The organism is Elusimicrobiota bacterium, assembly GCA_041660925.1.
GTDB lineage: Bacteria > Elusimicrobiota > Elusimicrobia > UBA1565 > UBA1565 > JBAZUV01.
Genome location: JBAZVI010000004.1, coordinates 234399 through 260143, shown reverse-complemented (window position 1 = coordinate 260143; position 25745 = coordinate 234399). Strand labels below are relative to the sequence as shown.

Annotated in this window: 21 protein-coding genes; 9 read left to right on the top strand and 12 right to left on the bottom strand. The window is 69.7% G+C overall.

Going from position 1 to position 25745, the window contains the following annotated elements; translation table 11 throughout:
- Nucleotides 1-104 precede the first annotated feature (104 nt).
- Entirely contained in the window at nt 105-584 is a 480-nt protein-coding gene (locus WC969_07590; GenBank protein MFA6029698.1) for a hypothetical protein, read from the bottom strand.
- On the bottom strand, nt 581-1255 hold the full coding sequence (locus tag WC969_07585) for a hypothetical protein (protein ID MFA6029697.1): 675 nt from the start codon (nt 1253-1255) through the stop codon (nt 581-583). Before WC969_07585 ends, WC969_07590 begins: the two co-directional genes overlap by 4 nt.
- A gap of 178 nt (nt 1256-1433) precedes the next feature.
- Here WC969_07585 and WC969_07580 point away from each other — a divergent pair, with 178 nt between their 5' ends.
- On the top strand, nt 1434-2333 hold the full coding sequence (locus WC969_07580) for a hypothetical protein (GenBank protein MFA6029696.1): 900 nt from the start codon (nt 1434-1436) through the stop codon (nt 2331-2333).
- 65 nt (nt 2334-2398) lie between these two features.
- On the opposite strand, the gene WC969_07575 is transcribed toward WC969_07580, so the two are convergent.
- The 3 genes from WC969_07575 to WC969_07565 are packed head-to-tail and all read right to left on the bottom strand — an operon-like array spanning nt 2399 to nt 5547.
- A complete protein-coding gene (locus WC969_07575) occupies nt 2399-3625 on the bottom strand; it encodes a PhnD/SsuA/transferrin family substrate-binding protein (protein ID MFA6029695.1) in 1227 nt (408 codons plus the stop codon).
- Nucleotides 3626-3627: 2 nt separating this feature from the next.
- Nucleotides 3628-4848: an adenosine deaminase family protein gene (locus tag WC969_07570; GenBank protein ID MFA6029694.1), complete on the bottom strand. Its 1221-nt coding sequence runs from the start codon at nt 4846-4848 to the stop codon at nt 3628-3630.
- Nucleotides 4849-4884: 36 nt separating this feature from the next.
- Nucleotides 4885-5547, bottom strand: coding sequence for a hypothetical protein (locus tag WC969_07565; protein ID MFA6029693.1), 663 nt, complete (start codon nt 5545-5547; stop codon nt 4885-4887).
- An 80-nt stretch (nt 5548-5627) separates the two neighbouring features.
- On the opposite strand from WC969_07565, the gene WC969_07560 reads away from it, so the two are divergent.
- Nucleotides 5628-6893, top strand: a complete 1266-nt coding sequence (locus tag WC969_07560; GenBank protein MFA6029692.1) for a hypothetical protein — start codon at nt 5628-5630, stop codon at nt 6891-6893.
- Between the two features lie 3 nt (nt 6894-6896).
- Here the strand turns inward: WC969_07560 and WC969_07555 are convergent, their stop codons facing one another.
- The 3 genes from WC969_07555 to WC969_07545 are packed head-to-tail and all read right to left on the bottom strand — an operon-like array spanning nt 6897 to nt 9354.
- Entirely contained in the window at nt 6897-7634 is a 738-nt protein-coding gene (locus tag WC969_07555; protein MFA6029691.1) for an SOS response-associated peptidase, read from the bottom strand.
- Nucleotides 7634-8161 (bottom strand): YaeQ family protein, encoded by a 528-nt coding sequence (locus tag WC969_07550; GenBank protein ID MFA6029690.1) that lies wholly within the window; start codon nt 8159-8161, stop codon nt 7634-7636. Before WC969_07550 ends, WC969_07555 begins: the two co-directional genes overlap by 1 nt.
- On the bottom strand, nt 8158-9354 hold the full coding sequence (locus WC969_07545; protein MFA6029689.1) for a hypothetical protein: 1197 nt from the start codon (nt 9352-9354) through the stop codon (nt 8158-8160). Before WC969_07545 ends, WC969_07550 begins: the two co-directional genes overlap by 4 nt.
- A 90-nt stretch (nt 9355-9444) precedes the next feature.
- Here WC969_07545 and WC969_07540 point away from each other — a divergent pair, with 90 nt between their 5' ends.
- From WC969_07540 to WC969_07530, 3 genes are all read left to right on the top strand, one after another.
- Nucleotides 9445-12711, top strand: a complete 3267-nt coding sequence (locus WC969_07540; GenBank protein ID MFA6029688.1) for a PAS domain S-box protein — start codon at nt 9445-9447, stop codon at nt 12709-12711.
- A 99-nt stretch (nt 12712-12810) separates the two neighbouring features.
- A complete protein-coding gene (locus WC969_07535; protein MFA6029687.1) occupies nt 12811-15813 on the top strand; it encodes a chemotaxis protein CheB in 3003 nt (1000 codons plus the stop codon).
- Nucleotides 15814-15815: 2 nt separating this feature from the next.
- Nucleotides 15816-17522 carry an ATP-binding protein gene (locus WC969_07530; GenBank protein ID MFA6029686.1) on the top strand — a complete coding sequence of 569 codons (1707 nt, stop codon included), beginning with the start codon at nt 15816-15818 and terminating at the stop codon, nt 17520-17522.
- 27 nt (nt 17523-17549) lie between these two features.
- On the opposite strand, the gene WC969_07525 is transcribed toward WC969_07530, so the two are convergent.
- From WC969_07525 to WC969_07510, 4 genes are all read right to left on the bottom strand, one after another.
- Complete coding sequence (locus WC969_07525) at nt 17550-19259, bottom strand: ATP-binding protein (GenBank protein MFA6029685.1); 1710 nt, start codon at nt 19257-19259, stop codon at nt 17550-17552.
- Between the two features lie 10 nt (nt 19260-19269).
- Complete coding sequence (locus WC969_07520) at nt 19270-19962, bottom strand: response regulator transcription factor (protein MFA6029684.1); 693 nt, start codon at nt 19960-19962, stop codon at nt 19270-19272.
- 131 nt (nt 19963-20093) lie between these two features.
- The gene (locus tag WC969_07515; protein MFA6029683.1) at nt 20094-20513 is read right to left on the bottom strand and encodes a response regulator; all 420 of its coding nucleotides are present in this window, start codon (nt 20511-20513) and stop codon (nt 20094-20096) included.
- 3 nt (nt 20514-20516) lie between these two features.
- Nucleotides 20517-21437 (bottom strand): FlgO family outer membrane protein, encoded by a 921-nt coding sequence (locus tag WC969_07510; protein ID MFA6029682.1) that lies wholly within the window; start codon nt 21435-21437, stop codon nt 20517-20519.
- Between the two features lie 138 nt (nt 21438-21575).
- Here WC969_07510 and WC969_07505 point away from each other — a divergent pair, with 138 nt between their 5' ends.
- The 4 genes from WC969_07505 to WC969_07490 all read left to right on the top strand — a co-directional run bounded on the left by WC969_07505 (nt 21576) and on the right by WC969_07490 (nt 25745).
- Entirely contained in the window at nt 21576-22706 is a 1131-nt protein-coding gene (locus WC969_07505) for an adenylate/guanylate cyclase domain-containing protein (GenBank protein ID MFA6029681.1), read from the top strand.
- A gap of 61 nt (nt 22707-22767) precedes the next feature.
- Nucleotides 22768-23070, top strand: a complete 303-nt coding sequence (locus WC969_07500; protein MFA6029680.1) for a hypothetical protein — start codon at nt 22768-22770, stop codon at nt 23068-23070.
- 194 nt (nt 23071-23264) lie between these two features.
- Nucleotides 23265-24590 (top strand): DEAD/DEAH box helicase, encoded by a 1326-nt coding sequence (locus WC969_07495; GenBank protein MFA6029679.1) that lies wholly within the window; start codon nt 23265-23267, stop codon nt 24588-24590.
- An 18-nt stretch (nt 24591-24608) separates the two neighbouring features.
- On the top strand, nt 24609-25745 hold the full coding sequence (locus WC969_07490) for an FAD-dependent oxidoreductase (GenBank protein ID MFA6029678.1): 1137 nt from the start codon (nt 24609-24611) through the stop codon (nt 25743-25745).

Genomic DNA, 25745 nt, shown 5'->3' with positions numbered 1-25745 from the left:
AAGGGGGAATCGCTGTTGAACGTACAGATGCGGAGATTCTTTTCGCTGTACTCCCCTACCCCAGCCCCTTCCCCTGGGGAAGGGGAGTTAAGGAAGAACGGCCCCTACTTGGGGCCGCAGGCGTCCGGCTCCTCGTCCGTCGGCGCGGCGGGGCCGAGCAGGGGCTGCGCGGGTTTGGCGCCGCAGCCGGGCGGGGTCGCGCCCAGTGCAGCGGCGGGCGGCTTCGCGCCGCCGCCCTGCGCGGGCTTCTTCCCCTGAGCGGGGCGCCCTCCTTTGAAGACGGGAGGGGCGACGACCGTGGGGCCCGTGACCGGGGGCGCGAGCCGGAACTGTCCGGTGGTCCCTTCGGAGACGATGGGAGCCACGCGGGACGCCGTCGTCGGGACGGCGGTCGCGGGCGGGATCCAGCCCGGGCCCGGGTGCGCGGCCGAGGTGGACGCGTCGGCCGTGACCGGGACGGCGGGGCTCGTCACCGTGAGGGGGAGCCCCGCGTCGGGAGCGGGGGCTTCCGGGCTCGGCGCCGGCTTGCGGCAGGCCGTCGCGAGGAGACAGGGGAGGATGAGGAGGGGGAGGAGGTTCTTCATTTATAGAGGGAGAGGAAGCGGTCCTCGTATTCGCCGAAGAGGCCGAAGTCCTCGAGCCTGCGGCGCAGACCCTCGCGCGCGGAGGCGTCGGCGGAGGCCGCGGAGAAGAGCCGCTCCACCTCGGCGCGGCGTCGTCGGGCCTCGGCGGCGCCCGGGTCGAAGCCTTCGCGCCTTTCCAGGTCGCGGACGTTGCCGGGGAAGGAGCGTGCGGCCTCGTCGAGCGTGAACTTCATGAGGGCCAGCGACCAGCCGCCGTCGGGGCAGAGGATGACGGCGCCCTGCGCCGAGTCGCGGGCGTCGAGGTCCTCGATGATTCTCCGGGCGGTGTCGCGGGGATCCTGGGTCAATACCCGGGTGCTCAGGCCGTCGTTGCGGAAGCGGTACTCGAGCGCGCGCAGGAGGTCGCGGTACTCTCCCTGCAGCCATTCCTCGAAGCCGCGCGCGTCGTCGCCGAAGCCCTCGAAGCGCTCGCGCAGGGCCTCGGCGGTGAGGACTTTCGGCTTCTCCGAGAGCACGGTGCCTTCGCGCAGGCGCGTCTTGTCGGGCAGGTCCTCGACCGGAGAGACGAGGTGGTACTCGATCTTCGTGGCGCCGAAGGTCGAGAGCCGACGCCGCGGCGGCCGCAGAACGCGGGTCTCCTTGAGAAAGCGGCGGATGAGCGCGGGGTCCATGCCTGACCTAATGATAGAAGATTTTCCCGCCGCCGCGCATCCGCGCAGGGATGTCCCCTAAGCCCCCCAATACCATACGAACGTTACAAACATGTTGCTTTGGGCCTACTCATTTGGTACCATGGACCTACCATACGGATAGGCCTTTTGGTACCGCCTGTCCATGGAGGTGGCAGCAATGGTGATCCGAAGCATCTGCGCCGCGGTCCTGGCCGGGCTCCTGGCCTCCGCGGTCCGCGCAGAAGCGCCCGCGGTCGCTTTCGACCAGGGCGTCGACGTCCAGCAGATCCTCTCCGTCGCGAAGGAAAAGGCCGGCGAAGACAAGGTCCAGGTCGAGAAGATCGACGCGGCCTACATCCGGGCGACCCGCGAATGCGCCAACCTCGTCTTCGAGCCCAACGGCCCCTCCATGTCGCCGACCGCGTGGCTCTCCAGCACGGAGTACATCCAGGAGTGCTACAACCCCAACCCGCCCCACAGCGGCCCCATCTGCCATGAGCGGCCCGGCTTCACCTACAACCGCCAGGTGCGCGTCGAGATCCTCGACCGGCAGGCCCTGCTGCCCTGGGAGCGCGAGGTCGTCGAGGTCTGTCTCGAGCGGAACTGGCTGAGCACCTACGTGCTCGCCGGCGCGCACGAGTACAAGATCCGCGAGCTCGGAGACCTCGTCCAACTCGTCCCCGGCCGCCGCATCGCCATGGACCCCGACGCCGCGGGTCTGCGGGCGGAGGCGCCCGTCAACCGCGGAGCCGCCGTCGCCGCGAGCTTCACGGACCTCTGGGCGTCCTACTATCCGGGCGAGAAGACCTCCATCAAGGTCAAGCTCCGCCGCGAGGTCCCGGGCTGGTTCGACTCGACGCTCGTCGAGAAGGAAGTCTCCTTTCCGACCGCCGAGCGCTACACGGTGGACTTCAACGACTTCCTCGCGGACATGACCGCGAAGCTCGAGGTCGGGCAGACGTACTACGTGGAGTGGGGCTTCCGCCGTCTCGGGCAGGTCTCCAAGGACACCTACATCAAGCGCGGGGACACCGACCGCGTGACCTTCATGCCGACGCTGGCCGCCGCGGCCTGGTAGACGGCCTCCGTCGTCCCTAAAAAAAGGCGCCCCCCGCGAGGGGGGCGCCTTTCATTTCGGGCGGCTCAAGTCGTCTTCGGGGGGTCGTCCTGCAGGTCGGGGTAGAGCTTCTGCGCGCACTCCGGGCAGATGCTGTGGGTGAACTCCGCGTCGGTGCGCGTGCGGATGTAGGACTCGATCTGCTTCCAGTACCCTTTGTCGTCGCGGATGCGCTTGCAGGCGGCGCAGATGGGGAGCAGGCCGCTGAGGGTCCGGACTTCGGAGAGCGCCAGGCGGAGCCGTGCGTTGAGCCGGCGCAGGCGCAGCGCGAAGGCGGCGAGCGCGGCCGCGGCCAGCAGAAAGGCGAGGAGCTGGGGCCAGTAGGCGCGCAGGGCGTCGCGGAGCGTGACCTTGCCATAGTCCTCGTACGGAGGATAGCGCAGCTCCCGAAGGCAATCGTGGACCGGCTCGTAGTTCAGCGGCGCGGTCCAGCCGTAGTAGCGCCCGGCCTTCGCCGCCGCCTCGCCCGGTACGATCTCGAGGAGGGCGATGAGGACTTTATCGGTGATCTCTTCGGGGGTGTGCGCCAACTTCGCGAAGGGCCATTCCGGATACAGGCGGGTGCTGTGGAGGAAGGGCATCCGCGAGGGCACGCGCGGGTCTCCTTTCGGGGCCGGCAGGACCCGGTAGTCCTCGAGGTCGATCTTCCCCTCATGCGCGAGGTTCTCCAGAAGGTCGCTGCGGACGATGCCCGCGTCGGCCCGGCCGTCGCGGACCGCGTAGACGGGGGCGTCCTGGATGCCGCCGAACTCGAGGCTCTTGAGCTGGCGCGGGGCGACGCCCGCATCCAGAAGCTCCCGCTCGGCCATGAGCCAGCCGCCGAAGGAGCCCTTGTCGGGCGCCATGACGCGCAGGCCGCGCAGGTCGCGGAAGCCCGCGATCTCCGTGCGGGCCGCGCGCGTCACCACGGCGGTGCCGTAGACGATGAGGGGCTTCCCGAGGATGAGGTTCTGGAGCGTGGCGATGCGCTGGGCGCCGTAGCGCAGCTCGAGACGGACGTATTCCGCGGGGTTGACGATGCAGAAATCGACCTGCCGGTGAGCGATGGCCGCGTCGATCCCGTCGTAGGGGAGCGGCACGATGCGGAAGACCGCTCCCCGTACCCGGCGGGTCAGCGCCTGCGCCGTGGGCTGCCAGCGCTTGAGGCACTCCTCGGGACCGCGGTTGGCGAGCACGCCGATGCGGTATTCGACCGGCGCGGCGGCGGCGCGGAGAGGGAGGAGGAGCATCGCCGACAGGAAGAGAGCGCGCAAGGTCAGGAGATGTGCAGGAGGTCGCGCTCGAGCGCGTGGTAGCGCTCGACGACCGCGGCGACGAACTTGCGCTTGTCGTTGTGGCTGCCGGGGAAGAAGCTGCCCTTGAAGCCGGCGACGACGAGCTTGCGCAGCTGCTCGCGGGTGAGGTGCGCGTGGTCCACGATGAGGGCCATCTCGCGGGACACCGTCGTGTTCGAGACGAGGCGGTTGTCCGTGCAGACGCTCACCGAGAGGCCGTAGTCGATCATGCGCTTGACCGGGTGGTCGGCGATGGTCTTGATGGAGGGGGTCGTCTGCAGGTTGCTCGTGACGCAGACCTCGATGCCGATGCGCTGGCCGGCGAGGTAGTTGGCGAGGTCGTCGACGTAGCGCTTGCGGTCGGGGATGGCGGGGTCCTTGATCATCTCGTGCGCGAAGAGGAAGGTCCCGTGGCCGATGCGGTTGGCGTGGCACTGGGTGATGGCCTGCCAGATGGATTCGGGGCCGTAGGCCTCGCCGGCGTGCACGGTCTTGCGGATGAAGTGGTCGTGCGCGTACTGGTAGGCCTCGCGGTGGTCGCCGGGCGGGTAGCCGGCCTCTTCCCCGGCGAGGTCGAAGCCGACGACGGGCAGGCCTTCCTGCGCGAGGGCGACGGCGGCGCGCGCGAGCTCGAGGGACGCGGCCGCGTAGACCTCGTCCTTGCGCGCGTGCTCCATGAGGCGAAGGAGGTCGGCGTAGTAGGGCGACATCCCCTTCTTGAAGCGGCGCATGCCGCAGACGATGATGCCGCAGTGGAACGGGAGGTCCTCGCCGGAGCGCACCGCCTTCGAGTTGTTGTGCGCCTTGGCGGCGGCCTCGAGGCCCTCGGCCACGGCCCGCACCACGTCGCGCACGTTCGTCGACGGGGTGACGTGGAGCTGGGGCGCGAAGCGGACCTCGATGTAGCGGACGCCCTCGGCGATGTTGTCCTCGACGAGCTCCTTGGAGACCCGCGAGAGATTCTCGAGCTTCTGGAGCACCCCGCAGGTGTAGGCGAAGCCCTGAAGGTAGTCCAGGAGGTCCTTGTAGGACTCCTTGAACACGAGCTTGCGCAGCCCTTCCTCGCTGTAGGAGGGGAGCTCGACCTTCTCCTGGCGGGCCAGCTCGATGAGGGTCGGGATGCGCAGCGAGCCGTCGAGGTGCAGATGGAGGTCGGACTTGGGGATGGCGCGGATGAAGGCCTGGGTGATTCGGTCTCTCATAGTGGAGAAATTAGCAATTTTCCCGGGGGTCGGACGTCACTCGCCGCCGTCTTCGGATTCGGTCCCCGACTCCGCGCCGAAGCTCGCCGGGGCTGCGCGGGGCTGCGGCAGGGCGGGCCGGCCGGCGCCTCCGTGCGAGACCGCGCGGCCGCTGCGCCGCACCGCCTGAGGACGGGGGGCCTCTTCCGCTTCCGCCTCGACGGCGGCCGGGGGCGGTTCGCTCGGCTGGGCGCTCGAGCGGACGGGCTGTTCCGGCGTCCGCTGGACGTCGGGCGCCGGCGCGGCGCCGCCGTCGAAGGAGGGCGCGCCGGCCGCGACCCCGCCGAGCATCCGCATCAGGGGCTTCGGGGCGGCTCTGGGGGCCGGGGCTCCCGTTCGCGCGGCCGGCGGGCGAGCGCTCGACGGCTTCTCCGGCGCGACGGGCGCGGCGGCCGCCGGCGCCGAGGCCTTGAGGGGCCGCGCGCCGAACATCGGCACGCTGCCGCTGCTGCGGCGCCGGCTCGGCGCGGAGAGCCCTTCGCCGGGGAGTTCCGGCACGGGAAGCGGCCGGACGACGGGGAGCGTTCGCGGCGCGGCCGCGGCGGCTTCGGCCGCGGCGGCTCGGCGGGCCGCCCGCTTCGAGACGAAGAGTCCCTGCACGGCGGCGAGCAGGACCCCGAGGAAGCAGAGCGAGAGCAGGAAGGCGGCGAGGCGGCTCACCTCCTCAGTTTATCCGAGCGCCCGGCGCGGCGCAAGTGGGTCTTGCCGGAAGCGCGCGGAGGCCGTACAATCTCGGCAGGATGTCTTCCAAGGATGAGAAGGACGAGGAGCGCAAAGGCGGCGCGGTGCCTTTCGTCACCGCGGGCGGTCCCTCCGCCGGCCGGCTGACGTTCGGCGCCCGCCTCCAGTCCCTCGGGAAGGACTTCCTGATCGCACCGGGCTTTTCACTGGCGCGCGGGCTCTTCGTGGCGGCCCTCGTCGTGAGCGCCGCGTGGCTCTCCTCGTCCATCTACACCCAGCTCGGGGCGCCGCCCTCCGATGGCGTCGAGGTCCCCGCGCCTCCGATGAGCGGGTCTCTCTCCCGGACGGAGGACGGCGGCTCCTCCCTCATGCCGATGCTGGGCGGACTCCGCCTCATCCTGAATCCCGCTGCGCTCGGGGACGGCTCCGTCGAGGGGGCGCCCGCCGACGCCTCCTCCGGGGGGACGGCCGGCGGCGAGGGCCCGTCCGCAAAGAAGGCCTCGTCCGAAGACGGGAAGGGAGAGGCGGGCGCCGCCTCTTCGGGCGAGGGGGAGAACGCCTCCGGATCCGCGGCGTCGCCTCTTTCCGGCTCGTCGGGCGGCGGCTCCGGCGCCTCCGGGACCTCCGCCGGGCCCGCGGGCTCCGGAGCCGTCCAGGCACCGGGTGCCGCCGATGCGGCCCCGGCGGGGGAGCGGGCCGGGTCCCTCGGGAGGCCTCCCGTCGCCGCGTCGCTGCGGGGCGGGCGGGTCGCGGCCTCGAAGGGGGGACGCGGGCGCGATGCGATGAAGCAGCTCAAGTTCGCCAAGGACATGTCGAACTACGGGGCGAACTCCGCGACCAGGGAAGGGGGCTTCTCGGCGGCCGAGGCGGCGTTCTCGGGCCAGAGCCCCGTAGGCGGCTCCCCGGACGGCGCCGCCGGCATGTCCCAGGGGGGCTCCGGGCTCAACGAGGGGCTCCCGCCCTCCGGGAACCTCACCGTCGGGAACCCGTCGTGTCCGTCGGGCTACTTCCTGAACGGGAGCGTCTGCTCTCCCATGACGGGCGAGAGCGGGAACACGACGCCCTATCAGAAGGAGGTGGACGGGGCCAGGAGGATGATCCTCATCGCCGCCGTCCTCTTCGCGATCGGACTCGCGCTCCTGGCTTTCACGGCGGTCCCCGTCCTGAACGTCCTCGGAGGGCTCCTCCTCGGGCTCGCCCTCATCCTCATCGTCGCCGCGTCGGCGATCGGCGACGACCTCGGAAGGCGCTACGGGCAGGCGGCGCAGGGCGAGGCCGTTAAGCGCGCCGCCGCCGCGGCCGCGCAGGGCCAGACCCCGCAGTAGCCGTTAGAATAATTCCGGCTCGGGGTCGTCGGGCGTCAGGCAGTCGGGGGCGTCCCAGCCCGTCGTGTTCACCCGCCGCGAGGCCTCGGCCGAGCGCATGCGCTCGGCGGGGTAGGGCTTGAGCAGGGCGAGGAGGGACGGCGTCTCCCTGCCGGGAGCGAGCCAGAGCTCCTCTTCCCCGGGCGCGAGGATGGCGGGCATGCGCTCGTGCAGCGGCGCGAGCAGCGGGTTGGCCGCGACGGTGATGAGGGTGAAGCCCCGCCGCTCCGAGCCGTCGTCCGCGCGGTGGAGGTCCCAGAGGCCCGCGAAGGCGAAGAGGCCGTCCTCCAGCGTGAAGCGCACCGGAGGCCGCCGCTCGCTCCCCTTCTTCCATTCATAGAAACCGTCGGCCGGCACGAGGCAGCGGCGTCCGGCGAGCGGGCCCTGGAAGCTGGGCTTCGAGGCGAGGGTCTCCGCCCGGGCGTTGATGATGGCGGCGCGCGGTCCGTGCACCTTTCGCGCCGCACCTCCGGCGCTCAGGCCCGCCGCAGGTGCGGCGCGCGGAGCTTTCTCCTTCGCCCAGGAGGGGACGAGGCCCCAGCGCAGCGGGAGCAGGCGCCGGCTCCCCTCCTCGACGGTCAGGACGGGCGCGTCCTGGCCCGGGGCGAGGTTGTAGCGGGGCTTATGCCCCGCGGGCGCGGGGACCCGGAAGCGGCGCTCGAGGGCCGCGGCGTCGGCGGTGAGGGTGTAGCGCGCGCACATCAGAAGGCCCCGAAGTGGACGGCGAAGGCCGTCTCGTTGACGACGAGGTTGAGGGCGTTGTCCCCGGCTTCGCCGTACACCTCGACCTTCTCGCGGCGCAGCGCGCCGAGCCAGGTCTTGAAGTCGGCCGCGGGCCAGGCGCGGATCTCGATGCGCGCGTGGCGCTCGATCTCGGCGGCGATGTCCGTCCGGAAGCGCTTCGCCTCTCCTTCCGTCGCCCTCAGGACGACGATGCGGGCGTCCGGATAGCGGCGCACGAGCTTGCCGAGCTTGTGGAGCGCGGTCTTCCCGCACTCGACCCAGAGCTTCACCGCGCCGGTCTCGTCGAAGGCGACGAGGTCGGGGGTGAACTCCTGTCCCAGGAGGGAGGGGTGCTTCGTGCTGGCCTCGACGATGGGCTCGTGCTCCCAGTAGAGGAGGAAGGCCGCGAGCTTCAGCGCGAGATGCTCGGGCGTCTCAGTGAGCCCCGCGACGAGCAGGAGCTTGCGGGAGGCGCCGTTGACGTGCAAGTCGCAGCGATACTTCATCGGCGGAACCAGCGCAGGCCCTGCGGCTGGCCGGCCCGGGCGGGCGCGGTCGGCTTCTCGGGCGCGGCCTCGAAGTCGTACTGCAGGGTGAAGGCGAGACTGTGCGCCCCGCGCCGGCCCGAGCGGAGGGCGTCGACGCCGTAGCCGTAGTTCAAGGCGGCGCTCCAGTCCCGCTCGGGCGCGGTGAACTCGAGCCCGGCGCCGAGCCCGGTGTGCGTGCGGCCCGGCTGCTCCATCCCCGGGACATAGTCGACGAGGGCGCTCGCCCCGAAGACGCTGGCGGAGAAGAGGCGCCGTTCGTCGAGCGGCACGCAATAACGCGCGTCGAGGAGGACGAAGTGGCGGGCCGAGAGCTCGTGCGCGTAGTAGCCGGGGAGCTCCAGGGGGAACTCGGCGCTCATGGGGAGGAGCCCGCCGAGCGCGTAGGCGTCGAGGCGGTCGGCGTTGAGACTGCCGCCCGCCGTGACGCCCGCGTGCGTCCGGCGGCCCGTCTCCTTCGGAGTGTAGGTCAGCAGCGCGCGTCCCCAGGCGAAGTGAGAGGCGGTGCGGAGAGCGCGCTCGTCGGAGAAGCCGTAGGGGTCCGAGCGGTCGCGCACGCGGCCCTCGTACCAGCCCGAGACCTCGAGCGCCTCGAGCGGGTCCATGAGCGGCTCCTCGCCGCCGTAGCGCAGGCCGCCGCGCGCGAGGAGCGTCGTGTGGGAGAGGGGGAGCTCGAAGCGGGGGTCGGTCTCGCGCTGGGGCTCGTAGGTCGCGTGCTGCACCCCGGCGCGCAGGGTCCCCGTCAGGGGGATGCGCTCGCCGCGGTTGAAGAGGTGGTAGAGCGAGAGGGAGGCCCCTCCCCCGTGGCCGGTGAAGGACTCGTCGCGGTAGAGCCGGCCGCCGCGGATCTCCGAGTGGCTCTGGGCGAAGCCGCCGCCGGAGAGGCCGATGCCGAGGTCGGTGTCCGGGCCGAGCGCGCCGCTCAGGCCGTATTCCCCGTCCATGTAGAGGGGGGCGGCCGCGACGCGGAGCGCGTCGCCTTTGCGCACGAGGTCGGGCTGGTTGAAATAGAAGAACGCGTAGCCGGAGAAGGGCGCCGGACCGGCCAGGGGCTGCTCGTAGCCGAACTGGAGGAGGCGGCGCTTCTCGTCGTCCACCTGGGCGGCGGCGCGAAGGGGGAGGAGGAGCAGGAGGAGGAGCGCGAAACGGGTCATCGGGGGCTCAATGTTAGCATTCCGACCGGGGGGCGCTGGCACGGCAATCGGGGCTTCAATTTTACGAATGATATGTTAAACTCGTTTTATATGATACGCAAGCCGGGAGCGGCGACGAGCGGCGCCGACGCCTCTTTCCGCGGACGCGGGCTCGACGGCACCTCCGCGGTCCACTGGCCGACCTTGGCGGCGATCGCCGCGACGACGCTCGCGGCCCTCGCGGTCGGCGTCTACTGCCTCTCCTCCGGCGTCTTCATCGTCTTTCAGAACCTCCTCTACATCCCCATCATCATCGCCTGCGTGTCGCATCCGCGCCGCGGCGTCGTGTTCTCGACCGTCCTCGCGGCGGCCTACATGCTCCTCATCCTCGCGTACACGAGGGACCATGCCATCCTCCTGCAGGCTGCGACCCGCGTCGTCATCTTCATCGTCATCGCGGGGGTCGTCTCGTTCTTGACCTCGAAGCGCCGGCACGCGGAAGACGAGCTGAACGTCCTCGAGGCGCGGCGGCGCGCGGAGGAGACTCTGCGGTCCGCCTCCGCCTACAACCGCAGCCTCATCGAGGCGAGCCTCGATCCGCTCGTGACGATCGCGGTCGACGGGAAGATCACCGACGTCAACACCGCCACGGAGAAGGCCACGGGGTTTCCGCGGGAGCGTCTGGTCGGGACCGACTTCTCGGAGTACTTCACCGACCCCGCGCGGGCGCAGGCCGGGTACCGTCGGGTCTTCGAGGATGGGGAGGTCCGGGACTATGCGCTCGAACTCCGGCATAGGGACGGGAGCATCGTCCCGGTCCTCTACAACGCCTCCGTCTATCGGGACGAAGCGGGAGCCGTCGTCGGGGTGTTCGCCGCCGCTCGCGACGTCGCCGAGCGCAGGCGGGCGGAGGCCGGACTGCGGGAGAGCGAGGAGCGCTTCCGCACCCTCATCGAGGCGGCGCCCGAGGCCGTGTTCGTGCAGGCGGAGGGGAAGTTCCTGTACGCGAACCCGGCGGCCGTCCGGCTTTTCGGCGCCGCCCGGTCCGAGGATCTGATCGGGGAGGACTTCATGGCGCGGATGGCCCCCGAGGCCCGCGAGCTCATCCGCGAGCGGATCCGCCTGCAGAAGGAGACGGGGAAGGCCGCGCCGCTCATGGAGATGGAGTATCTCCGTCTCGACGGCACGCGGGTCCCGGTCGAGACGACCGCCGTGCCCGTCGTCTATGTGGGGAAGGCCGCCCACATGGTCTTCGTGCGCGACGTCTCCGTGCGCAAGCGGGCCGAGGCGGAGCGCGACGAGTCGCGGGTCCTCCTGCGCTCCGTCGTCGACAGCACGAACGACCTGATCTGGGCCGTCGACCCGAAGGACTTCGGCCTCACGACCTTCAACATCGGCCTCCAGGAGCACTTCGCGAAGAGGCGTTCGATCGACATCCGTCCGGGCATGAGGCCCGAGGACCTCTTCCCGGACAAGGAGCACATCGAGCAGTGGCACGGGTTCTATCGGCGCGCGTTGCGGGAGGGTCCGTACAGCACGGAGTATGCCACGGTGGGTCCCGTCACGCTCCTGCTGTCCTTCGGCCTTCTGGAGAGAGACGGCCGGCCCTTCGGCATCTCGGTGTTCGCCAAGGACATCACCGAGCGCAAGCGGGCGGAGGAGAGCATCCGCCGATTGCACCGGGTCCAGGTCGTTCTCAGCTCCGTCAACCGGACCGCCATCCACGCACGCGGGCTGCAGGAGCTCTTCGATGAGACCTGCCGGGTCATCGTAGAGAAAGGGGGCTTCCGCATGGCCTGGCTCGGGCTCGTCGACGCGCCCGCGGCGGCCGTGACCGTCGCGGCGAGCGCGGGCGTCACGGGAGACTATCTCCAGAACCTCCACATCACCCTGCGCGACGAGCCGCGCGGGCGCGGCCCGACGGGCACGGCGATCCGCGAAGGCCGCCACGTCGTCTGCAGGGACTTCTCGACGGACCCCGCCATGGCGCCCTGGAGGGAGCGGGCGCTGCGCTACGGCTATCGCTCCTCGGCGGTGTTCCCGCTGAAGGTCGACGGCCGGATGCGCGGGGCGCTCAGCATCTACGCGCCTGAAGCCGAGTTCTTCGACGAGGCGGAGGTCGCCCTGCTCGAGGAGGCGATGGCGAGCGTCGCCTACGCCGTCGGCTCCATCGAGAAGGAGGCCGAACGCGAGAAGCTGCAGGCGCAGCTCCTGCAGGCGCAGAAGATGGAATCCATCGGACGCCTCGCCGGCGGGGTCGCGCACGACTTCAACAACCTCCTGACCGCCATCACCGGCAACTGCCGCTTCCTGCTCGACGAACTCCCCGAGAGCGACTCGCGGCACGCGGACCTCAAGGAGATCGAAGACGCGGCGGAGCGCGCCGCCGCGCTCACGCGCCAGCTCCTGGCCTTCAGCCGGCGGCAGATCCTGACGCCCAGGGTCGTCGACCTCAACGCCGTCGTCGGCGACATGAACCGGATGCTCATGCGCCTCATCGGAGAGGACGTGCCGCTCGTCCTCGAGCTCTCCCCGGTCCCCTGCCTCGTGAAGGTCGACGCCGGGCAGATCGAGCAGGTCATCATGAATCTCGTGGTCAACGCGCGCGACGCGATGCCCAAGGGCGGCACGGTCACGGTGGGGACCGAGGTCCTCGAGGGGGACGAGGTGTTCTTCGCGGCGCATCCCGCACTGCTCCGCGTACCGCAGGTGTGCCTGAAGATCCGCGACACGGGCTGCGGCATTCCCGCGGAATGCCTGGGCCGCATCTTCGAGCCCTTCTACACCACCAAGGAGGTCGGCAAGGGGACGGGGCTGGGGCTGCCCACGGTGCTCGGCATCGTCCAGCAGAGCGGCGGCGAGATCGAGCTCGAGAGCGTTCCCGGGACGGGTACGACCTTCCGCATCTACCTCCCGCGGCAGGACGCCTCGCAGTGGGAGAAGGAGAAAGACGCGGCCAAGGGGGAACGCCAGGCGCGCCCCGTGCGCGGCCATGAGACCGTCCTCCTCGTCGAGGACGAGGACATCGTCCGCCGTCTCGCCGAACGCGCTCTGCGCGCGGGCGGCTACGCGGTCCTGAGCGCCGGCGACGGCTCGGCCGCGCTGAAGGCCCTCGAAGACCGCGGGAAGCCCGTGGACGTCCTGCTCACCGACATGGTCATGCCGGGGATGAGCGGCCGCGCCCTGGCCCGCGAGGTCGCGCGGCGGAAGCTGGCGGCCCGGACGCTCTACTTCTCCGGCTACGCGGGCGACGCTTTCGCGGAGCAGGGCGGCCTGGAGCCCGGGATGGCGCTCCTCTACAAGCCCTTCACTCCGAGCTCCCTGCTGCGCAAGTTGCGCGAAACCCTCGACGGTCCCGCCGACCAGGCGAAGGCGTGAGCGATTTCCGGCGTATTCGGGCCCGATAAGAGATAAAGTCGCTGCCGTACCCTGCGATCCTGGCCGAAGCGACCAGCGATCGTGCCGGCACAGGAGACGATGATGCCTTCGAAGCAAGGTCGCCCGCCGAAGAAGTCGCGGAAGACTCCCGCTCCGCGCGCGAAAGAGCCCGCTGAGAAGGCCTCGCCGGGCTTTCCCATCGTCGGCATCGGCGCCTCGGCCGGGGGGCTCGCGGCCTTCGAGGCGTTCTTCTCCGCGATGCCCGTCGGGACCGAGAGCGGGATGGCCCTGGTGCTCGTGCAGCATCTGGCCCCCGACCACAAGAGCCTCCTCTCCGACCTGGTCAAGCGCTACACCCGGATGCAGGTCTTCGAGGTCTCGGATGGGATGAAGGTCCTGCCCGGCTGCGTCTACATCATCCCGCCCAACCGGGACATGGCGCTGCTCAACGGCACGCTGCAGCTGCTCGAGCCGGCCGCCTCGCGCGGCTTGCGCCTGCCCATCGACTTCTTCTTCCGCTCCCTGGCCCAGGACCAGCGCGAGCGGGCCATCTGCATCGTGCTTTCCGGCACCGGCAGCGACGGCGCGCTGGGGGTCCGGGAGGTCAAGGGCGAGGGCGGCATGGTCATGGCGCAGAAGCCCGAGTCCACCGAGTACGACGGCATGCCGCGCAGCGCCATCGGCACCGGGATGGTGGACTTCGTCCTGCCGCCGGCCGAGATGCCGGACTACCTCATCCGCTACGTCGCGCACGCTTTCGGAGGGCCGCGTCGCCCGGCCCCGCCCGCGGCCGCCAAGGCCGAGGATATGCTGAGCAAGGTCTTCGCCCTGCTCCGCGTACAGACCGGGCACGACTTCTCGAAGTACAAGCCGAACACCATCGCCCGCCGCGCCGAGCGGCGCATGGCGCTGCAGCAGATCGCGACCCTCGAGGACTACGTGCGCTACCTGCGCCAGACTCCGGCCGAGGTGGACGCCCTCTTCCGCGACCTGCTCATCGGCGTCACGAAGTTCTTCCGCGACCCCGAGGCCTTCAAGACGCTCGAGGAGCAGGCCGTCCCCAGGCTGTTCGCGGGGAAGGCCGCCGGGTCGACGGTCCGGGTCTGGGTGCCCGGCTGCTCCACCGGCGAGGAGGCCTATTCCATCGCCATGCTCCTGCAGGAGCGGCTGGATTCTCTGAAGACGAACTGCAGGGTGCAGGTCTTCGCCACCGACCTCGACCGCCGGGCCATCGAGCATGCCCGCGCCGGCGTCTACCCTCCGAGCATCGCCGCCGACGTGCCGCCGGAGCGGCTCGCGCGCTTCTTCGTCCAGCAGCCCGGAGGGGGGGACTTCGTCGTCCATAAGGGTCTGCGCGACCTGATGGTCTTCTCCGAGCAGGACGTCATCAAGGACCCGCCCTTCTCGAAGCTCGACCTCATCAGCTGTCGAAACCTGCTCATCTATCTCGACGCGGAGCTGCAGGAGAAGCTCATCCCCCTGTTCCACTACGCGCTGAGCCCGGGCGGCGTCCTCTTCCTGGGGAGCGCCGAGACCGTCGGCGAGCACCTCGACCTCTTCGGCCCGCTGGACCGCAAGGCGAAGCTCTATCGACGCAAGGAGGTCCTCCTCGACCCCCGCCGCCCGACCGTCGGCAGGTTCCTGCCGCTCTCGACGCCGGGAGGGGTCGTCCCCCGCCGCGGCGCGGGCCGCTCCGGGGAGAAGAAGCTCCAGCTGCGCGAGCTGACCGAGCGGGCGCTCCTCCAGCACCGCGCCGTGGTCGGCGCGCTCGTCGACGCGCGCGGCGACGTCCTCTATCTCCACGGCCGCAGCGGGCGCTACCTGGAGCCCTCTCCGGGCGAGGCGGGGGCCAACATCCTGAAGATGGCGCGCGAGGGCCTGCGCCGGGACCTGGCGACGGCCCTGCACGGCGCGGCGACGCGCAAGGAGACGGCACGGCGCCCGGGTCTGCGGGTCAAGACCAACGGCGATTTCACCGAAGTCGACCTGACGGTGCGCCCGCTGGGCGCCGCCGGAGAAGGCCTGTACCTGGTCGTCCTGGAGGACGCGCCGGGGAAAACCGGCGCACCGCTCTCCCGCCGGGCGTCCGTAACCCGCGGCGCACCGAATGCCGAAGAGGGCGCGCGCGTCGCGGCGCTCGAGGAGGCGCTGCGCGCCAAGGACGAGCATCTGCAGAGCACCGTCGAGGAACTGGAGACCGCCAACGAGGAGCTCCAGTCCTCCAACGAGGAGATGCAGTCCGTCAACGAGGAGCTGCAGTCCACCAACGAGGAGTTGGAGACCTCGAAGGAGGAGCTGCAGTCCGTCAACGAGGAGCTCTCCACGGTCAATACGGAGCTGCAGACCAAGGTCAACGAGCTCTCTCGCACGAGCAACGACATGAGCAACCTGATGACCGGCATGGGCATCGCCACCATCTTCGTGGACCATCAGCTGCGCATCCAGCGCTTCACCCCCGCCGCCACCCAGCTCGTCAACCTCATCCCGACCGACGTGGGTCGGCCGGTGGGACACATCGTCTCCAACCTCGAGGGCTACGACCGGCTCGTCGGGGACGTGAAGGAGGTCCTGGACTCGCTGGCGCCCAAGGAGGTCGAGGTGCGGAGCAAGACGGGGGACTGGTTCCTGCTGCGCATCCGGCCCTACCGGACCCTCGAGAACGTCATCGAGGGGGCGGTCATCACCTTCGTGGACGTCTCGGAGCTCAAGCGCATCCAGGCGTCCTTGCGGGAGGCGGACTCTCTGCGCCGCCTGGCGGTGGTCGTGCGCGACGCCTACGATGCGATCACGGTGCGCGACTTCGAGGGGCGCATCCTGGAATGGAACCCGGGGGCGGTGCGGCTCTACGGCTGGAGCGAGGCCGAGGCGCTGACGCTCAACGCCCGCGACCTCGTCCCCGAGGACCTCCGCGAGGAGGCGCAGGCCGTCGCGGAGAAGCTCTCCCGCGCCGAGGCGGTCGTGCCCTGCTGCACGAAGCGCTTGGACAAGAGCGGGAGGGCCGTGGACGTCTGGGTGACGACCACGGTCCTGCTGGACGCGGCCGGAAAAGCGTACGCCGTCGCGACGACGGAGCGGGCGGCCGGTTCCCGCCGAGGAGCATGACCATGGCCGAACGGACGCCGCATCCCGATGGACCCAGGGTGGACTCCGCTGCGGATCGGCATCGACGGGCGGAAGAGAAGGTCCGGGCGGACGAAAGAAGAACGAAGGAAGCCCTCTCCTCCGAGGATACTCAGCGCCTGCTCCACGATCTGCGGGTGCACCAGATCGAGCTGGAGGTACAGAACGAGGAGCTGCTCCGCACGCACCTGGAGCTCGACGCCTCGCGGGCGCGGTACTTCGACCTCTACGACCTGGCGCCCATCGGCTATCTCGCCCTCGACGAGAAGGGGTTCATCAAGGAGGCCAACCTCACGGCCGCCAAGCTCCTCGGCATGGGAAGGGGCCAGCTGGCCCGACAGCCGCTGAGCCGCTTCATCCTCCCCGAGGACCAGGACCTCTACTACCGCCTGCGCAAGCCGCTCATCTCTTCGGCCGCGCCGCAGGCTTGCGAGCTCCGGCTGCTGCGCACGGACAGCCCGCCGTTCTGGGCGCGGCTCGAGCTCGTCGAAGGTCATGAGCTGGACGGCTCCCCCGTCTGGCGAGTCATGATGAGCGACATCGGCGAGCGCAAGCGGATGGAGGCCGAGGCGTTGAAGATGCAGAAGCTCGACTCTCTCGGCGTGCTGGCCGGCGGCATCGCCCACGACTTCAACAACATGCTCACCGGCATCCTGGGCAACCTGGCGCTCCTGAAGAGCGACCTCCAGGAGGGCGACGAGCGCCTCGAGCTGGTCAAAGAGGCCGTCGACGCCTGCAACGCGTCCAAGGGGCTCGCCAAGCAGCTCCTGACCTTCGCCTCCGGCGGAGTCCCCGTCGTCGCGTGCGTGGACCTCGCCGCGCTCGCGCGCGAGGCGGCCGGCTTCGCGACGCGCGGGACGAGCGTGCTCTGCGATGTCTCGGCGTCGGGAGACTGCTTCGCCAAGGCGGACAGGGACCAGGTCCTGCAGGTCGTGCAGAACCTCGTCATCAACGCCGTGCAGGCGATGCCCACGGGCGGGAGCATCCGCATCGACCTCGCCCGCGTCGGCGCCGCCGGAGCGGAGGCCGCCGTCCCCTCCGTCGGGGACTTCATCCGCCTGCGGATGACGGATTCCGGGACCGGCATCGCGAAGGACAACCTTCCGCGCGTCTTCGACCCCTACTTCAGCACGAAGGGCAAGAGCCACGGTCTCGGCCTCGCGATGTGCCATTCCATCGTCATCAAGCACGGGGGGAGCATCAGCGTCGAATCCCGTGCCGGCGAGGGCTGCGTCTTCACCGTCCGCCTGCCCGCGGCGGCGCCCTCCGAACGGCCCGCGGAGGTCGTCCCCGCCGAGCTGCACCGCGGCAGCGGGCGGGTGCTCGTCATGGAGGACGAGGAGACGGTGGTCCGGGTGCTCATGCGGATGCTCTGGCGGCTGGGCTACGCGTCCGAGGCGGCGGCCGACGGCGAGGCCGCGCTCACCCTGTTCCAGCGGGCCCGGGAGATCGGGACCCCCTTCGACGCGGTGATCATGGATCTGACCGTCGCCGGCGGGATGGGGGGAAAGGAGGCGGTCGCCCGCCTTCTGGAGCTCGCCCCCGGGACCAAGGTCCTCGTCTCGAGCGGCTACTCGAGCGACCCCGTCATGGCCGACTGCGCGAAGTACGGCTTCTGCGGCGCGCTCTCCAAGCCCTACAAGCTCGAAGAGGTGTCGGCGGCGATGCTCCGCGCGATCCCTCCGAAATAACCGGGACTCCCCAGTGGGGATTCCCGGTCAAGGAGCGGGGTTTTTCGCCAGGATATCCTGGATCATATCGAGCAGCGCCTTCGTCGTGAACGGCTTCTGCAGGAAGCGGTTCCCGGGCTGGGCCAGGATGTCGAGGATGTTCGGGCTCTCGGTGTAGCCCGACATATAGAGGGCCTGGATCGGTCTCATCTTCTGCAGCTTGGCCGTCAATTCCACCCCGGAGACGTCCGGCAGGACGATGTCCGTCAACACGAGGTCGAAATCCTTCCCTGAGAGCTCCAGGGCCTCCTGTGCGGACGCCGCCTCCAGGACCGCGTAGCCCGCGTTGACGAGTATCCTGCGGATCAGCCGGCGCACCGTCGTCTCGTCCTCGACCAATAGGATGGTGTTGCGAGAGGCCCCCGCGGGCCGCTCCTCCGGTCTCCCGTCCGCGCGCTCTGGCGCCGCTTTGAGGTCGGAGTCCGGAGCCACCGGGAGGAAGATTTTGAACGTCGTCCCTCGCCCGAGTCCGCTCTGGATGTCGATGAACCCGCCGCTCTGCTTGATGACGCCGTAGACGGTGGCCAGGCCGAGCCCTGTTCCCTTTCCCAGTCCCTTCGTCGTGAAGAAGGGCTCGAACACGTGCTCCAGGGTCTCCGGACTCATCCCCGTCCCGGTGTCCTCGACCGTCAGGAGCGCATAGCGGCCCGGCGGCACCGCGACGTCTCTCATGAGAGTCTGCGCGTCGGAGAGGCGCAGGTCGCGCGTCTCGATCGCCAGGCGTCCTCCTTTGGGCATGGCGTCGCGCGCGTTGACCGCCAGGTTCATGACGACCTGCTCCAGCTGTCCCTGGTCCGCCTTGATCAGGGACATGTCCTGGCCGTAGCAGACGGACAGGGCGACGTCCTCGCCGATGAGCCGGCGGAGGAGCTTCTCCGTGTTCGTCAATACGGCGTTGAGGTCGAGCGTCGTGGGCTGCAGGATCTGCTTGCGGCTGAAGGCCAGGAGCTGCCGCGTGAGGTTCGCGGCGCGCTCTCCGGTGCTGCGGATCTGCTCGACGTCCAGACGGCCGGGATCGTCCGCGGGGAGGTCTCGCAGGAGGAAGTCGCAGCTGCCGAGGATCACGGTCAGGAGGTTGTTGAAATCGTGGGCCACGCCTCCGGCCAGGCGGCCCACCACTTCCATCTTCTGGGACTGTTGGAACTGCCCTTGGAGCACGCCGCGCTTCTCCTCGGATTCGCATATGTCCGTGCCTTGCCGAAGGCCATGCAGAGCGAAGATCGTCGAGTCGGCCATATCGGTCAGGAAGGTCTCGTCGTCGTCGCCGAGCCCCGCGACGGGGTCGACGGCCACGACCACGTACCCCCGCAGGTTCTCGTGCCGCATAGGGACGCAGAAGTGGGAGTGGAGGGAGCATTGAGCGGCCAGGGGGCAGGGGGCGCAGACGCGGGAGCGCTCCTCGACGCGGACGATCCCTCCCCTTGACCGAGCCTCGGCGCAGCAGGGCGGCAGCAGGCCTCGGCGCAGGCTCTCGGCCATGGGGGCGAAGGTCCGGTCGTCCCTCCCCGACATGAAATGGGTCCGCGGAGCTCCGGCATCGTCGGTCAGGATGATCATGGCGGAGGGGTAGCCGGGCTCCTGGATGAGGAGTCTGCAGAGCTCCCGGCAGAGTCCCTCGGGGTCTTTCTCGTGCTGAAGCAGCTGGTGGACGCTGCGGGTGGCGCTCAGGATGCGCGTGACGTGCTCGAGTCTCCCCATTCCGTCCTCTTCAGTCCTCGAATTTGTAGCCGCGGCCGATGACGGACACGAGGCGCTTGGCGAGCTTGGGGCCCAGCTTCTGGCGCAGGTGGCAGATGTGGACCTCGACGGTGCCCGTGTCGTTGTAGTCGGCCGGGTCATAGCCCCAGACGGTCTCCAGAAGATAGGGGATGCTCAGGACCCGGCCGGATCTCCCGATGAGCGTGGTGAGCAGGTCGAACTCCTTGCGGGTCAGAGAGAGGTGCTTCCCGGCGATCTTGACGGTGCGCCCGGCGGGGTCGAGCACCAGGCCGAACCGCTTGAGCTTCTCGTCGTCCCGCTCCACGGTCTTGTAGCGTCGCAGTACGGCTTGGATGCGCGCCATGAGGACCATCAGGGAGAAAGGCTTGAGCACGTAGTCGTCCGCGCCTCCCTCGAAGCCGGCGAGGATGGCCTTCTCGTCGATGCGGACGCCGGACATGATGATGACGGGGATGGCTCGGGTGGCGGCCTCTCTCTTCAAGACCCGGCAGACGGCGTGGCCGTTGAGGCCCGGCATCTCGGCGTCGACCAAGATGACGTCGGGGCGGGCTTCCCGGACGAGCATGAGCGCGTCGGAGCCGTTGTCCGTGACGACGCAGGACATCCCCTGGCCGCACAGATGGCGTTTGACGATTCCCAGGATGTCCCGGTCATCATCGACGACCAATGCTTTCAGGCCCAAAGCTTTTCCACCGGCAGGATCAAAGCGAAGCCCATGAATATCATAAACACAAAAATCATATCGATTGCAATGTCTGCGACCGCGTCTCCGTCGAGGGGATGCACGGCGGCGGGTCGGAGCCGTCCGATCGCTCAGGTCCCCGGTGACGCCGGGCACTCGGATGCGGAGGACTTTCTCCGGCCCCTGAGCATCAGTACGTTCATCCAGCCGAGGAGGTCGTCCCAGTCGAACGGCTTGCCCAAGAAGGCGTCCGGTCCGGACTCCGTCTCGGTGAATGCGTCCGAGTTCGAACCCATGCCGGAGAGCATCAGCACCGGGATGTCGCGCGTGCGCGCGTCGTCGCGCAAGGCGCGGCAGGTCTCGAAGCCGTCGAGCTGAGGCATGAAGTAATCGAGGATGATGATGTCCGGCCGCTGGTTCCGAGCCGCGGCCAGGGCTTCGGCGCCGCCGCCGACCGTCGTGACCCGCAGCGAGGGGCTGGAGAGACGCCTCTTCATCATGCGCAGGACATCCTCCTCGTCATCCGCGATGAGTACGGTCTTGATCCCCATGGCTCAGGCCCCCCGTCCATCGAGGCATCCGACGTGCAGCAGCAGCACGCGTCGGTCCAGGGTCGACAGCCGGCGCAGTTCGCCGGGGCTGAGCGCGGGGATGCGGCTCTGCGCATACCAGTCGCGCATGCGGTCATAGAGCGTCTGACGGAGCTCCAAGTCGGAGATGTTCGCGCCGGGGAAGGGCCACGCTCCGCTCAGCGACGAGCCCCCGCGCAGGCGCAGAGCCCAATAGCGGGCCTTGAGGTCGAGGACCGCGCTCTCCATCCGATCGGCGCGCCCGGCCGCCAGCGCGCAGTCTTCCTCGGCGAGCGAGTCGCGGAAGACGCCGTCCTTGTCGGTGAAGATCCGAGGGTCGTCCCATAGCGGATCCTCCATCGACTCCGGAGCCGGGACGAGGGCCGGCGCCGGCCCGTCGGTCCACTCGCGCGGAGCGTCCCTCTCGCAGGCGGCGATGATGAGCCCGCTCTCCACGTCGATGAGGCGGGCGTTGACGACGATGCGAGACCCCGAGGTCACGAAGCTGCCGGTGACGATGCCGTCCACCGAGAAGATCGCGCCGAGCTTTTTGAGCATCCTTCGGTCGATGAGGCCGGTCTTCCCCAGGCGCTGCTCGCCGAGGAGCTTGCCGATGAGGGCCCGCTCCACGGTCTGGACCCCGCCCGCGCGCACGAGCTGCGTGGTGAGCTTCTCCGCGATGGGCCGGCCGTCCTTGGGGCTGCTCGAATCGGCCGGCTCGAACGCGAGTACCGCGACCCGGGCGATGCCCGAGTCCTGCGCCGCGCGGGAGAGCTCCTTGGCCAGACTCTTGAAGCCCCCGGCCCAGGCCGCGCTATGAAGGAGAAGGAACGCGGCCAATGCGCAGGAGACCGTCCATGGCCTCGCGCGCAGGCGCTTCGACGCCGTCGTCCCCAGCGCTTTCATGGCCATAGTCTAGTCCGTACGCATTGCGTCCTCCTGAACCGCGGCATAATTCGGCATTACCTTTGAGCCCCATCGGGATTAAGAGGCTCTTAAACGCCCCGCAACCCAGGCTTCAGCTCGACCCGCCATACTAACGGCATGGAGAACCACAACCCGGGGGCGTCGCGATCGACGCCGAAGATCCTGATCGTGGACGATGACTCGGACCTGCGGCGCGTCTGCGTCCGTTTCCTCGAAGGCACCGGGTACGAGATCTCGGAGGCCGTCCAGGGAGACGAGGCCGAGGAGCGCCTGCCGGAGGACTTCGATATCGTCATCACCGACCTGGGCATGCCCGGCATCGTCGACGGGAACGAACTCACCCGGCGCGCGCGCTCCCGCACGAGCTCGGACGTCATCATCATGACGGGCAGTCCGGAGCTCGAGACGACCATCCAGGCCTTGAAGGATGGCGCCTACGATTATCTGGTCAAGCCGTTCAGCGGAGAGACTCTGCGGCATGCTATCCGGCGCTGCCTGGACAAGCGGAATCTTTCCAAGGAGCTCGCCAAGGAGAAGGCGCTCCGCGCCGAGCTGGACCGGGCCTACACCGAACTGACCAAGATGGAGCGCGTGCGGGATACCTTCGGGCAGTTCGTCACGCCGGAGGTGGCTCGCTTCGTCCTGGCGAACCCCGACAGCGTCTGCGACCAGGGGGAGCAGAAGGTCTTGACGGTCCTCTTCGTGGATGTCCGGAGCTTCTCTCCTTTCGCGGGGAAGGTCCCGCCTCGAGAGGCGGTGTCCGCGCTTAACGAGATATTCGCCTGCGCCATCAAGGCCATCCAGGCCGAGGGGGGGATACTCAACAAGTTCATGGGGGACGGGATGATGGCCCTCTTCGGCGCTCCAGCGCCGTTGGACCATCACGCCGTCGCCGCGGCCAGCGCCGCGGTCAAGGCCATGCGGGCGATAGAAGCCCTGGCATGTTCCAGGAGAGAAAAGGGGTTGATCCCGCTGCGGGTCGGGATGGGGATCAACACGGGAGAGATGGTCGCCGGCTGCGTGGGAACCGCCGAGAGGTCGGAATACACCGTCATCGGAGACGCCGTCAACATCGCCTCGCGCTTGGAGGAGATCGCCAGGCCGGGGCAGATCTTGAGCGGTCCCGAGACCGTCCGGGCGCTCAAGGGGTCCTTCCATCTGAGGGATTATGGAGTAGTGAGTCTTTCCGGCATCTCCCAGCATCTCCGCGTGGAAGAGGTCGTCGTCCCGCTCCAGCGCTTCCGCTGATGTAAACCGTTCTTCAGGAGGGCGTAAGCGTCACGCAAGCGGTTTCTGTCATCCTTGGGGTATGAAACCAGAAGCTGAGAGCATCGTCTCCCCGAAGGGCTTGGGGGCGGAGTACTTCGCCCCTGGACTCGATATGCGATCCCGGTCGTCGAATGTCGTCCATCTCGATCCGCTGTCCGTCCTCGTTCCGCCGCCCATCGCATTCCCCCGGCTGGTGAGCATCCATCGCCGCAAGTGCCCGCAATGTCGCGGGCCGCTCGGAGGCCTTGCCGAACTGCGCGTCCGCAACGGGGTCGTCCAGGCGATATGCCGGCGCGGAGGCTGCGGGTTCGGCATCGACCTGTTCTGGGGTACGGAGCATTAGCCGGGAATCCCCGGGCGGGGATTCCCGGCTGTTCAGATAAGCTGGTCCTGCGGGCGCCGCGCAAGGCGAGGCCTCCGCGGCGGCATCGAGCCGCGGGAGGGACGAGCGGGAGCGGCGGCAGGCGGCGGCGCAAGACGGGTCCGCGGGTCGTTGACGACAGGGCGCCGCGGTTAACTGCTACAGTAGTACCCATCATGGGATTCTCCTCCTTCAACTTCGACCCCCGCGTCGCCGCCGGCATCCGCGCGCTGGGCTACACCCAGCCGACGCCCATCCAACTCAAGTCCATCGCGCCCATCCTTCAGGGCCGCGACGTGATGGGCCTGGCGCAGACCGGGACGGGCAAGACCGCCGCCTTCGCGCTGCCCATCCTCCAGCGCCTGCTCACGGGCCCCCGCGGCGTCACGCGGGCGCTCGTCCTCGCGCCGACGCGCGAGCTGGCCGACCAGATCCAGGAGGCCTTCCGCGAACTGGGCCGGCAGACGGGCCTGCGCAGTCTCACGGTCTACGGCGGGGTCGGGGCCGGGCCGCAGGTCAGCGGTCTGCGCCACGGCATGGAGATCGTCGTGGCCTGCCCGGGGCGCCTGCTCGACCATCTCAAGAACGGCGACTTCAAGCCCTCGCGCCTCGACGTCCTCGTCGTCGACGAGGCGGACCGGATGTTCGACATGGGCTTTTTGCCCGACATCCGCCGCATCCTCAAGGCGCTGCCCGCGCACCGGCAGACCCTGCTCTTCTCGGCGACGATGCCGGAGGACATCCGCAAGCTCGCGCACGAGATCCTGCGCCAGCCGGTCACCGTGCAGGTCGACTACACCCTGCCGCTGGCGACGGTGTCCCACGCGCTCTACCCCGTGCCCGAGCACCTCAAGTCCGCGCTGCTCGACCGGCTCCTCCAGCTGACCGGCGGGACCTCCGTGCTCATCTTCACGAGGACCAAGCACCGCGCCAAGCGCCTGGCCGGGCGCCTGCAGGACCAGGGCCGCGACGTCGCCTGCCTGCAGGGGAACCTCTCGCAGAACCGGCGCAAGGACGCGATCGAGGGCTTCCGGGAGGGCCGCTTCAACATCCTCGTCGCCACCGACATCGCCTCGCGCGGCATCGACATCTCCCAGATCACGCACGTCATCAACTTCGACGTGCCCGACACGACCGACGCCTACACCCACCGCATCGGCCGCACGGGCCGCGCCGCGAAGACCGGCGACGCCTTCACCCTGGTCACCCAGGAGGACGAGGGCTTCGTGCGCGACATCGAGCGCGTCATGAGGACCCGGCCCGAGCGCCGCAAGCTCGAGGGCTTCAACTACTCCGCCGGGCACCCGCCCGCCGCCCCGCAGCCGCACCGTCCGCCGCAGCACGCCGGACACGCGACCGGCCACCACGAGCGCAAGACCGCTCCGCATGCGGCCCAACCCGCGCCCGGGAACCGCCCCGGCGGGTCCGGCCCGGCGAAGACCCCCGGCGGCGGCTTCCGCAACCGGTTCCAGCGCTCCCGCGGCCGCCGCCGCTTCCGCTGAGTCCATGAGGGACGCCGCATGAAGGTGGCGGTGATCGGCGGCGGCATCGCCGGTTTCTGCGCGGCGATCGCGTTGGGTCGTGCCGGAGCGGACGTCGAAGTCTTCGAACGGGGTCCCTCCATCCGGGAGTCCGGCGCGGGACTCAGCCTCTGGCCGAACGCCACCTATGCCCTGCGCGAGCTCGACCTTCTGGAGGCCTGCTCGCGCTCCGCCTGCCGGGTGCGGAGGATCCGGCTCCGGGAGCCCGACGGGCGAGAATGGGCGTCCATTTCCGTCGCTGGAGAGACGCCGGCGCTCTGCCTGAGCCGGCCGGCGCTCCTCTCGGCGCTGCTCGCGGCCGTGGCCCCGCGCCGCATCCATGTCGGACGGACCTGCGAGGGCATCCTCCCGGAGTCGGGAGATGGCCGGAAGCCTCGCGTGCGTTTCGAGGGGGGGAGGACGCTGGACTTCGACGCCGTCATCGGCGCCGACGGCCTGGGCTCCGTCGTGCGGCCGTTCGTGACGGGACGGGCCGAACGGCCCGTCTATCGCGGCTATATGATCTGGCGTGGAGTGGTCCAGGCGCCGATGCCGTCGTTCGCCGAAGGCGAGATTACGGAGACCTGGGGGCAGGGAGAGCGCTTCGGGATCATGCCCATCGGGGAAGGGACGCTGTGCTGGTACGCGACGCGAAACCAGCCGGATACGGCGTCACCGCAGAGCAAGGCCGGACTCCTGGAGCGTTTCCGAGGGTGGCATCCGCCCATCGCCGCGCTCATCGGGGCGACTCCGGAATCGGCCATCTTGAGGACGCCGGCGCTCGACCGCCCGACGACCCGGCGCTGGGTCAGGGGACGCGTCGTGTTGATCGGCGACGCGGCTCATCCGATGACGCCCAATCTCGGCCAGGGGACCTGCCAGGCCATCGAGGACGCCCTGACGCTCTCGCGCATGCTCTCGCGGGAGGAGCCGATTGAGGCCGCGTTCCGCCGCTTCGAAACGCGCCGGCGCGGCCGCGCCGCCGCCGTCGTGCTCGGGGCCCGCTGGGTCGGCCGCTTCGCCCAGTCGGAGGGGCCGGCGGTCCGCTGGGCTCTTCGCGGCCTTCCCCGCGTCCTGTCGGAGGGCATCCTCGAGCGCTCCTTCCGCGCGCTCCATGACTTTCGGGCGGGAGCGTGA